The 13,642-nt window shown below is 70.0% G+C and carries 13 protein-coding genes and 3 tRNA genes; 10 read left to right on the top strand and 6 right to left on the bottom strand.

The genetic code is table 11. The features are described from left to right. Nucleotides 1-97: 97 nt before the first annotated feature. Nucleotides 98-1,171, top strand: coding sequence for a hypothetical protein (locus ABD211_RS18295; RefSeq protein ID WP_344132939.1), 1,074 nt, complete (start codon nt 98-100; stop codon nt 1,169-1,171). A 360-nt stretch (nt 1,172-1,531) separates the two neighbouring features. Here ABD211_RS18295 and ABD211_RS18290 read toward each other — a convergent pair whose 3' ends face one another. Further along, nucleotides 1,532-2,968, bottom strand: coding sequence for a hypothetical protein (locus ABD211_RS18290; protein WP_344132937.1), 1,437 nt, complete (start codon nt 2,966-2,968; stop codon nt 1,532-1,534). Between the two features lie 274 nt (nt 2,969-3,242). Here ABD211_RS18290 and ABD211_RS18285 point away from each other — a divergent pair, with 274 nt between their 5' ends. The 4 genes from ABD211_RS18285 (at nt 3,243) to ABD211_RS18270 (ending at nt 6,344) form a co-directional block, all read left to right on the top strand. After that, nucleotides 3,243-3,899: a hypothetical protein gene (locus ABD211_RS18285; protein WP_344132935.1), complete on the top strand. Its 657-nt coding sequence runs from the start codon at nt 3,243-3,245 to the stop codon at nt 3,897-3,899. Next, complete coding sequence (locus tag ABD211_RS18280; protein ID WP_425560453.1) at nt 3,892-4,872, top strand: TRM11 family SAM-dependent methyltransferase; 981 nt, start codon at nt 3,892-3,894, stop codon at nt 4,870-4,872. Before ABD211_RS18285 ends, ABD211_RS18280 begins: the two co-directional genes overlap by 8 nt. Continuing rightward, complete coding sequence (locus ABD211_RS18275) at nt 4,862-5,101, top strand: helix-turn-helix domain-containing protein (RefSeq protein WP_344132932.1); 240 nt, start codon at nt 4,862-4,864, stop codon at nt 5,099-5,101. The genes ABD211_RS18280 and ABD211_RS18275 overlap by 11 nt, the downstream gene beginning before the upstream one ends. A 112-nt stretch (nt 5,102-5,213) precedes the next feature. Continuing rightward, nucleotides 5,214-6,344, top strand: a complete 1,131-nt coding sequence (locus ABD211_RS18270; protein WP_344132929.1) for a tyrosine-type recombinase/integrase — start codon at nt 5,214-5,216, stop codon at nt 6,342-6,344. 154 nt (nt 6,345-6,498) lie between these two features. Here the strand turns inward: ABD211_RS18270 and ABD211_RS18265 are convergent. The 4 genes from ABD211_RS18265 to ABD211_RS18250 form a co-directional block, all read right to left on the bottom strand. Beyond that, a tRNA-Val gene (locus ABD211_RS18265) sits at nt 6,499-6,573 on the bottom strand. 30 nt (nt 6,574-6,603) lie between these two features. Next, nucleotides 6,604-6,674: transfer RNA gene (locus tag ABD211_RS18260), tRNA-Cys, on the bottom strand. A 30-nt stretch (nt 6,675-6,704) separates the two neighbouring features. Next, nucleotides 6,705-6,777, bottom strand: a tRNA-Gly gene (locus tag ABD211_RS18255). A 123-nt stretch (nt 6,778-6,900) separates the two neighbouring features. Next, nucleotides 6,901-8,001: a CapA family protein gene (locus ABD211_RS18250; protein ID WP_344132926.1), complete on the bottom strand. Its 1,101-nt coding sequence runs from the start codon at nt 7,999-8,001 to the stop codon at nt 6,901-6,903. Between the two features lie 359 nt (nt 8,002-8,360). Between ABD211_RS18250 and ABD211_RS18245 the strand changes: the two genes are divergently transcribed. The 5 genes from ABD211_RS18245 (at nt 8,361) to ABD211_RS18225 (ending at nt 13,029) form a co-directional block, all read left to right on the top strand. Continuing rightward, nucleotides 8,361-8,963 (top strand): TetR/AcrR family transcriptional regulator, encoded by a 603-nt coding sequence (locus ABD211_RS18245; RefSeq protein ID WP_344132923.1) that lies wholly within the window; start codon nt 8,361-8,363, stop codon nt 8,961-8,963. 72 nt (nt 8,964-9,035) lie between these two features. Further along, nucleotides 9,036-10,796: an NAD-binding protein gene (locus ABD211_RS18240; RefSeq protein WP_344132920.1), complete on the top strand. Its 1,761-nt coding sequence runs from the start codon at nt 9,036-9,038 to the stop codon at nt 10,794-10,796. Continuing rightward, complete coding sequence (locus tag ABD211_RS18235; protein ID WP_344132917.1) at nt 10,793-11,290, top strand: hypothetical protein; 498 nt, start codon at nt 10,793-10,795, stop codon at nt 11,288-11,290. Before ABD211_RS18240 ends, ABD211_RS18235 begins: the two co-directional genes overlap by 4 nt. 63 nt (nt 11,291-11,353) lie before the next feature. Then, nucleotides 11,354-11,869 carry a SigE family RNA polymerase sigma factor gene (locus ABD211_RS18230; RefSeq protein ID WP_344132914.1) on the top strand — a complete coding sequence of 172 codons (516 nt, stop codon included), beginning with the start codon at nt 11,354-11,356 and terminating at the stop codon, nt 11,867-11,869. After that, nucleotides 11,866-13,029, top strand: coding sequence for a hypothetical protein (locus ABD211_RS18225; protein ID WP_344132911.1), 1,164 nt, complete (start codon nt 11,866-11,868; stop codon nt 13,027-13,029). The genes ABD211_RS18230 and ABD211_RS18225 overlap by 4 nt, the downstream gene beginning before the upstream one ends. Nucleotides 13,030-13,032: 3 nt before the next feature. Here ABD211_RS18225 and ABD211_RS18220 read toward each other — a convergent pair. After that, on the bottom strand, nt 13,033-13,642 hold a 610-nt coding region (locus tag ABD211_RS18220), incomplete at its 5' end, for a GerMN domain-containing protein (RefSeq protein WP_344132908.1).

Genomic DNA, 13,642 nt, shown 5'->3' with positions numbered 1-13,642 from the left:
GCCGCATCTGTCCTCTTGAGGCGTCCAGGGCGGCGGCGGTTCGTCGCGAACGAAATAGCGAGGTCAGCCGGTCCGAGATCTGCCATGCTGTCGTGCCGTGACACAGATTGCGTTGGTCGTGGCCCGAACGGTACTTCGGGGCGTGTTGCCGTATCCCGACCTGGTACGCCGCGTGCGCGTCCGCCATCGTGCCCGCAGCCTTGCCGCCCGCGACCCCTGGCCCGACGACGAGGCGGCCGTGACCGGGCTGGACTACGCGACGGTCGCTCTCCTGCGGCTGCTGTCGCTGCAGCGTGAGACGCGGCGTGCGGTGCGCTGGCGCCAGCGCGAAGCTGCGGCCCTGTTAGCGCGCACGTCGTTGGAGACCTGCGTCCTTGGCTTGTGGTGCCTGCACAACCCGGACGCCGCCGCGATGCTGCGGGCGTCCGAGATCCGCGCCGCATCCACCATGCTCACCTTCCTGTCGGCCGCCGGACTGATTCCGGATGCTCTGATCAAGCAGGCGGTGGCCGCCCTTGGCGAGCCGGGAAAGCTTCCCGACGTGCGGGCGATGACGCAGCAGATCGACGCCGCGACCAGTGCCAGGTTGGCCGCCCACATGTATGACCTGGCCTACCGGCCCGCGTCGCAGTACTTCACCCACGCCACCAGCTCCGCGCTGCTTCGCCACGTCACCAGCAAGCGGCGCCGCACGACCCGGCCCACCAACCCGTGGTTCCGCCGCGTGCCCGCGCGAACGGCCGACGCCTGCGTGGGTCTGCTCGCTGGGGCCATCGCCGTGCGGATGGCGGTACCGGCCGACGTGTTCCTGCGATACGCCGAAGGTCACGCCGGGCGCGTGCTGCCGCCCCTGGTTGTCACCCTGGGTAAGGGCTTGATGAGAAAGCGCAGCCTCGTGGATCTGATGCACCTCGTGACGGAGATGCAGGAGGAGACACGGGACATGCGCGCTTACCTGGACCGCGTCGGGACCGGAGAGACCCGCACGGAACGTGAAGCTCAGCTGCGCGCGATGTTCGACAAGCTCATCGCTCGGCTTGGCCTCGACGACATGCCACCCGACGCCATTCAGCCCATCATCGATCACGTGGTCATGAAGGCCCTTGACGAGTGGGACGCCGAGCACGCAAGCCGCGTCCAACAACTCGCCACCGGCTCCAGCAGCGCGTAAGCCGTACGTACCGACGTGATCGGCCGACCCGTCCCATATAGGTGCTCTGTTCCTCTCTTCTTGCCTCTGAGCTGCCTGTTCTTCTCGACGGGGATCTTGTTGTGCCGCGCGAGTGATCTTGTTGCGGCGTGGAAGAAGCCTGTGGTTCCTCGAGGAGAACACGCAGGTCGCCTCAGTTACTAACGACGGGCTTGACCGGACCGCAGCACCGGCTAGTCTTACGGACCAGCCGTTCCGGACGACCTCCCCCGTGGTCGCCCGGAACGGCTTTCTCGTACGCCGACGGCTGTGCCTCATGGACTCTCCGGGGTGCGGGCACCCCAAACGGCCCTCGCCGCGCCAGGCCCGCTCCGGCGGGCTCTACTGAGGCGGAGCGGCGAGCTTCTTGATATTGGTGTCGAGCCGAAGCTGGTCAGGGGTACCGCTGAAGTCTCGGATGGCCGCCAGCAGAGCCCGGTCGGAGTTGCTGGTGAGTTTCGGCTCCACGATGTCGAGCAGCTCGTCCCATCGCGTGCGAGCGTTCTGGGTCGACAGCACCGACGCGTACACCGGGTCGGCGAAGAGCCTAATGGCGATCCCGGCCGCGGCGCCGTCGAGTTGCTGGAGCAGGGATTGGTACGTCGGGAGGGCGGCCCATGCGACGCCGTAACCGTTGCCGAGGAAGACCTTCACGAGCGTTCGGACGTACAGGGCGGAAACGGCGGCCGGGATCGCGCCCTGGTCCCCGACGAGCTGGGCGAGCCGGCGGGCCGGGGCCGCCTCGTTGTAGAAGTTGTTCATGCCGTTGTGTGCTGCGGTCAGCTCATCGATGGCCTCTGCCATCTCGACGGCGCGGACCTCCTCGGTGAGGTACGCGGCACCGTCAACGAGATCGATCAGTTCGCGGGCTGCTGTTGCGAAGTTGGTTTCCGCGATTGCCCGTGCGCGGGCGTGGCGAAGGCCGAAGGTGCGCCGGGCGTCCTCGGACACGAAGGGCCAGAGCCGGGGCCACAGCACCCGAACGTTGTCAGCGACGGTCGGGGAACGGTCGGGCGCCGTGTAGAGACCGAAGAGGCCGTTGGCGAGTGTGTCGGGTCGGTCGCCGGGTAGCTGGTCGAAGAAGGCGGCGGCGTCGCGGACGGCATGCGGGTCGAGCCGCTCCTTCTTGATGTTCGCCAGGAGCCGGCCGGTCGTGGCGGTGACTGTGTCCGGCGGTGCGGTGATGACCTCGCGGATGCAGATCTGTAGCCAGTTCGCCAGGTCGAGGCCGGTCAGTGTGACCTGGTTGGGGTGAGCCGCGCTGGCGTGGTTGCGCATAAATCGGATGTGGTCAAGCCGCTGGTATCCGACGTCGGTGAGTAGTCCGATCTCCAGGGCGGCTCTCAGCAGGCTGAAGTCCTCGACCTTGTTGAGGTCGGACTCGTCCTTTAGATGCTTTCGGAGGTCGCTGCTACCGGCCGCGATGTCGTAGAAGTAGTTGAGGTCGAACCCCGCGACCCGGCGGCGAAGTTCGTTGACCAGCTCGTCCCAGAGGTAGTTAAGGGCCGCGTCGAAGAGGCCGACCGCGACTGCGGCGATCATCTTGCTGATGTAGAACGACCGCCCGAGGGTGGGGCCATCCAGGTTGGCCAGGACGTTCGGAACGGCCGTGAGCATCGTGGCCCGCTCGTTGACGTCGACGAACACGGCGCCGGACGGGAGGCCGACCTCGGCGAGCTGCGCCCGAACGACGGACTCGAACCGCTGTAGGTCGGTCATGACGCTGCCGGGAGCGACGACGTCTGTCCCCGTACGCCCCGCCGGCACGATCTCGTTCACGCGCCAATCCTAGTGCCGCGAGTCGATCTTGGTGGTGAGTTGGACGTGTCGGTCGGCGACAGCCCACACCGCCTAGCTGCCTGTTCCTCCTTACGCCGGACTCCGTGCGGCACAGAACCGATCTTGTTGCGGTTGGCGACAGTGGACCGCACGTTCCAATTCGATCTTGTTCTTTGTCATCTGTAGGTGTCAGCGCCGATCAGCGGACGTGGCCCACACGCCTATGCCGCACCGCACATCTCCGGCCTCCGTTACCAGCCTCGCCTCGGTCCCGGTGGCTGTTTTGCTCCCGCCGCCGGGCTTCCGCCCGAACGGCGGCTCCACGGCCAGCGACCTGACGGACTGGTACGGCGTCGCTCCCCGCGACGCGGCCGGTCTCGTCGCTCACTACACCCGGCCCGGCGATCTCGTGATCGAGCTGGACGGCCACCCGACGATTACGCGGGCGGCGTCTCACCTCGGCCGCCGCGCCGCTGTCTCGGCCACGGCCGGCGACGACACGAGCCGGCCGAAGCCCACAGCACATCAGCCGCCGCGTCGGCTCGGGGCCGGCATCATCGTCGTCGCAATGCCCCGAACGGATGTCGACCGGGACGACCTCGCCGCCCTCAACGTTGCGATGCAGACCTGGCAGGGGTGGCTGCGCCCCGGCGGCTACCTCATCACCGCGTTGACGCACCCGAGCACTCCCAACGACCGCCCGCAGCGGTCCGGCAGCTACCGGGCGAGCGTCATCGCCGCCGCTCGCGCCGCCGGGTTCACCTGGCAGCAGGAGTTCCTCGTACTCACCGTAGCCCCACCGGAGCACGAGCCTCGGGCGCTGACCGACACCACGCCGGCTATCCGGTCGGCCCTCGTCGGTGGCCGTCACCGGATTGTCCACGTCAAGGTTCTGACGTTCCGCAACGACGCGGGAGGCCGCGATGCCTGAGCCCCGCCCCGAGCCGGCCATGACCGAGATTCGTCCCGCCGCCCCGCAGGGCTCGGTGTTCGTGACCGGGCAGGTGTGCTCGCGTGAACAGCGGCGCGGTCGCTACACCAAGGAGTCCTTCGCCCACCCGGGCAAGATGCTGCCCTCGATCGCCCGCTACCTGATCAACACCTACACACAGGTCGGCGACTGGGTGTGCGACCCGATGGCCGGCATCGCCACCACCGTCGTGGAGGCCATGCACCTGCACCGGCACGGCATCGGCGTCGAGTACGAGGCCCGCTGGGCGGGGATTGCCGCCGACAACATCCGCCTCGCCGCCTCGCAGGGCGCCCGCGGCATCGGCGAGATCCTGCAGGGCGACTCCCGGCACCTGCCTGCCCTGATCCCGCCCGAGCTGCACGGACGCATCGCGCTGGTCATCACTTCACCGCCATACGGACCGTCCACCCACGGCCACGCCCGCACCCCCGGACCACGCCGAGGCAAGGTCGCAAAGATCAACTACCAGTACGGCATCGACGCCGGCAACCTCGCCTACCGCAGCCACACCGAGTTGGCCGACGGCTTCACCCAGATCCTCACCGGAGCCGCCGCGATCCTGCGCCCCGGGGGCATCGTCGCCATCACCGCCCGCCCCTACCGCCGCCACGGCGAGCTGATCGACATCCCCGGCATGGTCGTCGCCGCCGGCACCAACGCCGGGCTACGGCTACACGAGGAATGCGCGGCGCTGATCGCCGGCATCCGCGACGGCCGGCTTGTCCCCCGCGCCTCGTTCTTCCAGCAGAAGAACGTCCGCGCGGCCATCGCCGCCGGAGAACCACAGTGGCTCGTCCAGCACGAAGACGTAATCGTCTTCGTGGCCCGCGGGTCCGGAGGTTCCGGCGAACCCAAGTGCCTTTACCCGGAATCCGAATGTCCTGACGGCTCATCGTCGCGGATCAGCGACGGAGGTCATCGTGCACCGTGATGTTCCGTCGCACGGCAAGGACCCCGCTGAGCAAGGTCCGAGCGACCAGTTGCTGTACACGGCCGAGCAGGCGGCCGACCTGCTGCAGGTCAACCCGTCGTGGCTGCGCAGGAAGGCCATCGCACGCGCCATTCCGTGCACCTTCATCGGCAAACACCTGCGCTTCTCCGCCAACGACCTAACCATGATCATCACTATGGGTGCGCACACACCCCGCGGCCAGCACTGATAGCGCTGGGCGCCGTCCAGCCTTGACCAGACGTGACACGGGAGCGTCCATGGTGGTCCGGTCCTATCGCGGACCGGACCACCCGGTATCCATAACAGAAAGGACCACCAGCATGGCCTGGGTCGAAAAACGCGGTGACCAATGGCGGGTTCGCTTCCGCAGCGACGACGGTAGCGTCGCCACCGACAGCAGCCACCCCACCAAAACAGCTGCCAACGCCCGCGCCAGGGCGATCGAAACCGACCAGCGTCGCGACGTGTTTATCAGCCCCGAACACGGCAAGATCACCCTCGCGGAATGGGTCGACCAGTGGCTCGACGCCCACGACGTCGGCGCCGCCACCTTCGAACGCTACCGATCCCACCTGGACAACCACATCCTGCCCCGCTTCGGCACCAGCGCCCTGAACACCATCACCCGCATGGCCGTCAAACGGTGGGTCAAGGATCTGAACCAACGCCGAGCCGACTCCACCGTCGCCAGCATCCTCAGCCTCCTCTCCATGATCATGGGTGAGGCCGTCGAGGAACGGCGCATCCCGATGAACCCGTGCCGCCGCCTGCGTCACGCCTCAGCCGCCCGACCCGAACGTCCCTGGGCCTCCGCGGCACAAGTCAACGAGATCGCGGCCCGCGTCTCCGCCGCCAACCGCGCGCTCATCATCACCGCCGCCTACACCGGCATGCGCTGGGGTGAGCTAACTGGGCTACGCCGACCCAACTGCAAACTCGACGACGGCCGGATCTTCATCGACCCGGACGACGGCGCACTGCACGAGGTCGGCGGTCACCTCGAACTCGGCCCACCGAAGACACCGGCCGCCGTACGCGACATCCTCCTGCCACCATTCCTGATCGAACTACTACACGCCCACCTCAAGACCCACGACCACGAGCACGTCTTCATCGGCCGCGACGGAGGCCTACACCGCCGCTCCAGCTTCCACCGCCGCCACTGGCGCCCCGCCACCGACGGCGACCCGCACAAGGGCGCTCCGGCCATCATCCGGGGACTGCACTTTCACGACCTGCGCCACAGCCACAAAACCTGGCTCATCGAAGACGACGTACCAGAGATCGCTCAAGCCAAACGGCTCGGCCACCGCCTGCCCGGCATTCGCGGCATCTACAGCCACGTCAGCCCCGCCGTCGAAAAACGCCTCGTCGACGGACTGCAAAGGCGATGGGAGCACAACGCTCCCCCACACCCAGCGGCCCGACCGACTGACAACGTTTCCGACTAGGAAGTGCTCACCGGGGAGCAGGACCATCCGTCAACGGAAGCTGTCACCCCCAGGGAGCGGCCATGCTCCCCCTATGCTCCCCAGGTAAGGCCCAAACAGCAAAAGACCTGTTACCGGATCACCAGTAACAGGCCACATGAACTGCGAATATAGATGGTGGGCGATACTGGGTTTGAACCAGTGACCTCTTCCGTGTCAAGGAAGCGCGCTCCCACTGCGCCAATCGCCCTAGCTGTGGCGGGTCTCTGCCCGCCAGCCGAGGTGGAGACGGGATTTGAACCCGTGTACACGGCTTTGCAGGCCGTTGCCTCGCCTCTCGGCCACTCCACCAACGCGTCCGAGGAGTACGTCGGCCTCGCGAGCGGACGACGGGACTCGAACCCGCGACCCTCACCTTGGCAAGGTGATGCGCTACCAACTGCGCTACGTCCGCTTGTCTTCCGGAGTGCTTCCCGGTGACGGACGAAACTCTAGCCGAGCCTCACCCGTCATGCCAAACCGGGGGTCGCCCGGCGCGCCGCAGTACGCCTCACGTGTCCCCTGAGCACCAGAAAGATCACGAGAGGGAGGACGCCAGACCGGTGCACCGGCGCAGGTCCTGGTACTTCCTCGTGACCCGGGTCGCCTCCGCGCCCGTCACGGGGAGCGGCTGACCGGTCTTCCGGGAGATGACCGCGGGGATCAGCTCGGTTTTCGTGATCGACGTGCCCCGGAAGCTGACCTTGAAGACGCCGGTGTCGTTGCTCCAGGCGTCGTCGCGCCACCAGAGGAAGTTGCCCAGGCCGTACTGGACGTAGGTCCGGTCGAGCCAGCCGCCGCCCTGCAGGAGGTGGGAGTGGACGCCGACGATGAGGGTGGCGCCGGCGCGCGACAGGACGCCGGCGAGGCTCTTCTGCTGGCTGTTGGGGCACGCGACGCCCTCGTACCCCCAGTGGAGGTAGACCACGACGACGTCGGCCTGCTGCTTCGCGGCCTTGACCGCGTTGACGGCCCGCGTCTCGTTGAACGCCATGGCGACGCCCGGGCGGCTCGCGGTCGGGGCCCACCGCGACGACAGCTCGGCGATCTGCGACAGGCCGAGGAAGGCGATCTTCACGCCCTTCACCTCGGTGATCCACGGCGCGTAGGCCTCGGCGGTGTCGCGTCCGGCGCCAACCGTGGGCATGCCCGCCGCGCGCGCCGAGAAAAGAGTGTCCTCGAGCCCCACCCGCCCGTAGTCGAGCGCGTGGTTGTTGGCGATCGTCACCACGTCCACGCCGGCGGCGACGAGCGCCCGGTAGGCCGTGTCGGGCGCCCGGAAGTGGAACGTCTTCGGCTCCGGCGTCCCCCGCTCGGTGACGGCCGTCTCCAGGTTGACCATGGTCACGTCGGCATCGGCGAGCACCTCGCCCATCGGCCCGAAGGCCGTGGCCGGCCTCTTCAACAAGGTGCGGGTGCGCTCGACGAAGTGCACGTCGCCGGCGAACGCGAGGGTGAACTCGGCCGGGCCGGTGGGGCTGGGCGCGACGCTCGCGGTGGTCGGCGTAGACGTGGCCGCCGCGCTGGGCGCGGCGACGTCGGGCTCACCCTGGTCGGTGCAGCCGGGCAGCGGGGCGAGCACAAGGGCCGCGAGCAGCACGCTCGCGGCCCGGCGCCGGGTGCGCGGGGGGATTTTCACCCCGCAAGAGTACGGGCAGAAAGCGCCGTTTCGTCCGCACGCGCGGCCGGCCCCGTGCACGTCGGACGGACCGTCGAGTGGCGTGCGTCACAGCGCATCGCAGGTCAGGGCGCTCCGTGGCGTTGACCGGACAGTCAGCAGAGCGTCACGAGATCGACACGCATCGCGTTCACCCTCGTGACCTGCCACGACGCGTGGCCCCATGCGGTCACGACCGTCCCCGTCGGACGGTCGGGCCAGTATGTGATCGATCCGCCGACGCGCCCCCGCCGAGTTCGGAGGCCCCAACCTCACCCAAAGTGAGGAATCCTCGTACTGACTGTGGCCTCAGCGGCCGGGAAATGCGCTATTTTTCCAGCGTGGCTCGTCGATCTCCCGCAGTCCGGCTGGACTCCCTGTTGCGCACGGCCTGTGACGTCATCGTCGACCGCGGGCTGGCCAACACCAGAACGTCCGACGTGGCGGCCGCGGCCGGGGTCAGCCAGGCCCTGGTCTTCTACCACTTCGCCACGAAGGAACGGCTGCTCGCGCAGGCGTTCAGCTACGCCGCCGAGCAGGATCTCGCCCGCCTCGACGCGGTCGTCTCGTCCTCGGCCAACCCGCTCGACAAGGTGCGCAAGATCCTGAAGCTGTACGCCCCGACGGGCAGCTCGAAGTCCTGGGCGATGTGGATCGACTGCTGGTCGGAGTCCATGCGCGTCCCCGAGCTGGAGAAGGTCTCGCGCCGGCTGGACCTGCGGTGGAAGGACGCGCTCACCGAGGTGATCGCGGCCGGCAGCAGGGACGGCACGTTCGCCTGCGCCGACCCGGCGGGCGCGGCGTGGCGCATCACCGCGCTCATCGACGGCCTCGCGGTGCAGGTCACGGTGCACGAGCGGGTGATCGCGCGCAAGCAGCTCAACGAGTGGGTCCGCCAGCACACGGCCCGTGAGCTGGGCGTCGAGGTCGACCAGCTGTCCTGAAGGCGACACCGTCCACCGCGTAATCGACCGGTCACAATGAGACAGGTACGCGCAGTCGACGGAGGGGTCCCCGTGACAGCTCCCCCGGACGGCGGGAAGCGCCCGCCCAACCTCACCAAGTCGGTCATCATCTTCGCGGTCCTGGTAGCCACCTCGTACATCCTCGGCTTCATCGGCCTGTACCAGCACCTGGAGCACAAGGCAGGCATCCTCAGCCTGCTCTACTACGACCTTCAGCTGTTCGTGCTGGGGGCCGACCCGCTGCAGGAGAAGCCCGACGGGCTGCCCACGGCGCTGCAGATCGCCCGGTTCGTCGCGCCCACGGTCGCGATCTTCGCCGTCTTCGAGACGGGCCGGGTGCTGGTCTTCGCGGAATACCACCGCCGCCGCACCCGCCACGCGACCGGCCACGCGGTCGTCTGCGGCGACTCCCCCGTCGCCCGCACACTCGTCACCCAGCTACGCGCCAACGGCCGTACGGTCGTCGTGGTGGCCGAGCGGCTCGTCGGCACGACGGAGTCGCGGCAGCGGGACCTGATGACCGTCGTCGGCGACGCGGGCGATGCCGACGTGCTGCGCGCCGCCGGCGTGCCCCGCGCCGAGGTCGTCTACGTCGCGGCCGGGGACAGCGCGACGAACCTGTCCATCGCCGTCCGCGCGAGCAGCCTCGCCAGGGGCCGCGAGACGCCGCTGGCCGTCTACGCCCACATCGCCGATCCGGAGCTGTGCGTGTCCCTGCAGGCCCGGCGGCTCGGCCTGCCCCACCCGCCCGGCGTACGGCTGGACTTTTTCAACATCGACGACCTGGCGGCACGGGTCCTGTTCGACCGGTGGCCGCTGCCGGCGTTCGAGGAGCGGCCGACCCGGGTCCTCATCGCGGGCGGGTCGCGGCTGGCCGAGGCGCTGCTCGTGCAGGCGGCCCGGCACTGGCGGGTGGGCAACCACCGGGCGCACCCGCTGCTGCACGTGGACTACGTCGCCCCGCACGCCGACGCGGCCGTCGGCGCGCTCACCGCCCGCTACCCGTTCCTGCGCCGGACCTGCCGCATCACGCCCGTACCCGTGGAACTGACCATCGCGCTCGCCGGCGGCGCGCTCGGCACGCCGCACGACCAGTCGTTCCTGTGCTACCGGGAGGAGAGTCACGGCCTGAAGGTCGCGCTGACCACCCACCGCCTGTGGCACGGCGGGCCGGGTTCGGTGTTCGTGCCGCTGTACCAGCTCACCGACCTCAGCGTGGCCTTCGACGGCGCGGACACCTACCAACTGCTCGACGAGGTGCAGGGCTGCCTGCGGCTGTTCGGCATGATCGAGGCGGCGTGCGACCCGGTGCTCATCGGCGAGGACCTCGTCGAGCGCCTGGCCCGCCTCATCCACGAGCACTACGTCGCCCGGAGCCGGGCGGCCGGCGACGGCCCCCGCGACAGCGAGCTGGTCGACTGGGAGCACCTCGACCCGGAGCGTCGCCGCGCCAACCGCGACCAGGCCCACGACATCGGCTCCAAGCTGCTCGCGATCGGCTGCGTCGTCGTCCCCCGCGTCGACGGCGGCCCGCTGTTCCAGCTCACCGAGGACGAGATCGACCAGCTGGCGGCCCTGGAGCAGCAGCGCTGGAAGGAGGACAAGGAACTCGCCGGCTGGCAGTACGGCGATGACCGCGACGACGAAGGCCGACGCTCGCCCTACCTGCTTGACTGGTGGGACATGCCCGAGGGCGCCCGGCGCAAGGACCGCGACGCGATCCGCGTGCTGCCCGACATCCTGGCCGACGGCGGGTTCGAGATCGTCCGGCTGACCAACCGGGCCCCCGACATGGTGACGGAGGCGGCATGATCCGGATCGGCATCACCGGGCACGTGCACCTCACCACCGGTTCGACCAAGCCGATCTACGACGCGATCCTCACGGTCCTGCGGGAGTACGGCGACGGGTGCGTGCGCGGCGTCACCTGCCTCGCCGACGGCGCCGACCAGATCTTCGCCCGGGCGGTGCTCGCCACCAGCGGCAGCTACGAGGTGATCCTCCCGGCGTTCGACTACCGCGACAAGCAGATCCGCCCGGAGGCGCAGCCGGACTTCGACGAGCTCGTGCGCAACGCCACGACCGTCTCCTACACCGGCCACGCGCGCTCCGGCGACGACGCCTACCTGGACGCCAGCCTGGAGATGCTGCGTCGCTGCGACCGGCTGCTCGCCGTCTGGGACGGCCGGGCCGGCGGCCGCAGCGGCGGCACCGCCGACGTGGTGACCCGGGCCCGCACGATGCGCCTGCCGGTGACCGTCATCTGGCCCGACGGGGCCGCCCGCACCGGCGCCGCGACAATCTAGGATCCCTGTCCCAACCGGAACCGCCGCCGAGCCCGTCGTTGGGGTGAGGACAACGGAGGTGCGGTGAAAGCGGACGCGGAACGCGACTACACCGAGTACGTGACCGGGCGGCTCCCGGCGCTGCGCCGGGTCGCCACGCAGCTGGCCGGCGACGCCCACCGGGGCGACGACCTGGTCCAGCAGACGATCACAAAGCTGTACACGCGGTGGACCCGCGCGGCGAAGGCCGACAATCTGGACGCCTACACGCACAGGATCCTGGTGCGGACGTTCCTCGACGAGCGTCGGCTGGGCTGGGCGCGGGTCCGGTTGGACGACCGGCCGACCGAACCGCGTCCCACCACGACAGCCGACGAGGCGGACCGGGTGACGCTGCGCGCGGCGCTCGCCCGGCTGCCCCGCCAGCAGCGCGCCGTGCTCGTGCTCCGGTTCCTCGCCGACCACCCGGTGGACACGGTGGCGGACATCCTGCAGATCTCCCCCGGCACCGTCAAGAGCCACACCGCGGCCGGCGTCGCCGCGCTGCGGCGGCTCCTGCCCGAGTACGCCGGGCCCACCATTCGCGAGGGACAGCGATGAACGAGAACGACATTCTGGGTCAGTTCCCGGAGGAGGAGCTGCCCGCGTCGCGGGTCGACGTGGCGGCGGCGGTGCGCTCGGGCCGGCGTCGGCGGCGGGCGTACGCCGCGGCGGGCAGTGGGGGTGCCGTGCTGGCCGTCCTGGCCGCCGTGCTCGTCGTGCCCGGCGCCATCGGCTACGCCCGGGGCGGCGGGGCCGGCGGCACCGGCGTGGGCGCGGAACCGAAGCCGACCGTCGCGGTGTCGGTCAGCGCCACCCCGAGCCGGTCGACCGACAACGTGTCCTGCATGACGGTGCCGATCACCACGAAGCTTCCGGACCGGTTCTCGGTGCTCGAGCGGTTCGTCGGGCTGCCCGACGCGGCCGAACAACGGCTCATGGAGTACACGACCGGTGCCACCAGGCAGGAGGTCGTCTACACCACGGCGACGGGCGACACCGTGCAGGTGAACCTGGCCGCCCGCGGCGAGGGGTACGCGCTCGCCGGCAACGGCGGCCGGGCCGCCCCGTTCGACCCGGACACGCTGGTGCCCGGCGACCCGGTCAACGGTAGGCCCGGCTTCTGGCTGCCCGACGACCAGCGCATCTGGCAGTACCCGGCGGTCCGGTTGGCGTGGCAGTGGGCGCCCGACGCGTGGGTGTTCGTCGCCGTCACCGACACCGACGACAGGGACCTGACGGCGCAGCGCCGCCAGCGCCTGCGGGAGCTCGCGGTGGCGCAGGCGCAGGCGCTGACCATCGGCCGGGGCGTCGCGGTGACCTCGCCGTTCCGGGTGCCGGCGCCGGACTGCGCCCGGCCGGTCAGCACCGACCTGTACCGGGGCACACACGCCAACGGTGCGGCTTTCGTACGGTTCGGCGTGATGTTCGCGCGGGGCGACCTGGCCAAGTCCAACCTCCTGACCGAGGGCAGCGTCACGGCCGACTCGATCGCCACGCCGGCCGACAAGCCCGGCTCCGCCACCAGCACTGTGGACGGGCATCCGGCCGCCGTTCCCACCGACAACGTCCTGATCGTCTACGACGTCGCGGGATTCGCCCTGGAGATCAGCGTGATCGACGGCGGGCGCGTGGACACGGAGGCCCGGTTCCGGTCGATCGAGATGGTGCCGGGCGCGGACCAGGACGAGAGCCGGTGGGTCACCGACTTCATCCGGTGACGGTCAGCGGCCCGGCAGAGTGATCACGTGGTCGTCGGCCTGACCGGCGCCGTCGGTCGCCGGGGCGACGGACAGGGTCGCCGGCCCGGGCTGCCAACCGGTCGGCAGGTCGATCCGCACCAGGGCGTCGCCCTGGTGCGGATCCGTGTCGTCGAGGGTCACCACCCGCGAGACGATGACCTCGCCCGAGGAGTCGCGCAGTTGAACGCGGACGCGCCCGTCGGGCAGGAAGCCGGCGACCTGGACGTCGAACGACGCGGTCACGGTGTCGCCCTGCTGCGGCGAGATGAGCCAGACCGGGGCGAGCACGTGGTCGGCGTCGGCGCGGCGCAGGGTGCCGCCGACGGGCACCTGCGACCACAGCGCGTCCACCGCCCTGCCGTCGACGCGCAGCCGCACCTCGGGCAGGTTGGACACGGCGGTGACGGTCCAGACGAGCTGCCGCACGGCGGCCCCGCCGCTGGGGTTCGCGGCGTCCACGTGGACGCCGGCGAGGTCGACGGTCACGGCGGTCGCGCCGACGCTGACGTCGCGGACCGAGACGCCGTCGGGCCAGCCGGAGCGGTAGTCGGGGTCCAGCGGCCCGCCCGCGACCGCCTCGGTCGCGGCGGGC

Origin of the sequence: Luedemannella flava (genome assembly GCF_039528515.1) — a bacterium.
GTDB lineage: Bacteria > Actinomycetota > Actinomycetes > Mycobacteriales > Micromonosporaceae > Luedemannella > Luedemannella flava.
The sequence above is the reverse complement of the archived record's forward strand: the minus strand, read 5'-3'. Positions and strand labels throughout refer to the sequence as shown.

Coding starts and splice junctions, on each gene's coding strand:
- ABD211_RS18225 (WP_344132911.1), top strand. CDS start 11,866: ATGAACGAGAACGACATTCTGGGTCAGTTCCCGGAGGAGGAGCTGCCC.
- ABD211_RS18270 (WP_344132929.1), top strand. CDS start 5,214: ATGGCCTGGGTCGAAAAACGCGGTGACCAATGGCGGGTTCGCTTCCGC.
- ABD211_RS18280 (WP_425560453.1), top strand. CDS start 3,892: ATGCCTGAGCCCCGCCCCGAGCCGGCCATGACCGAGATTCGTCCCGCC.
- ABD211_RS18235 (WP_344132917.1), top strand. CDS start 10,793: ATGATCCGGATCGGCATCACCGGGCACGTGCACCTCACCACCGGTTCG.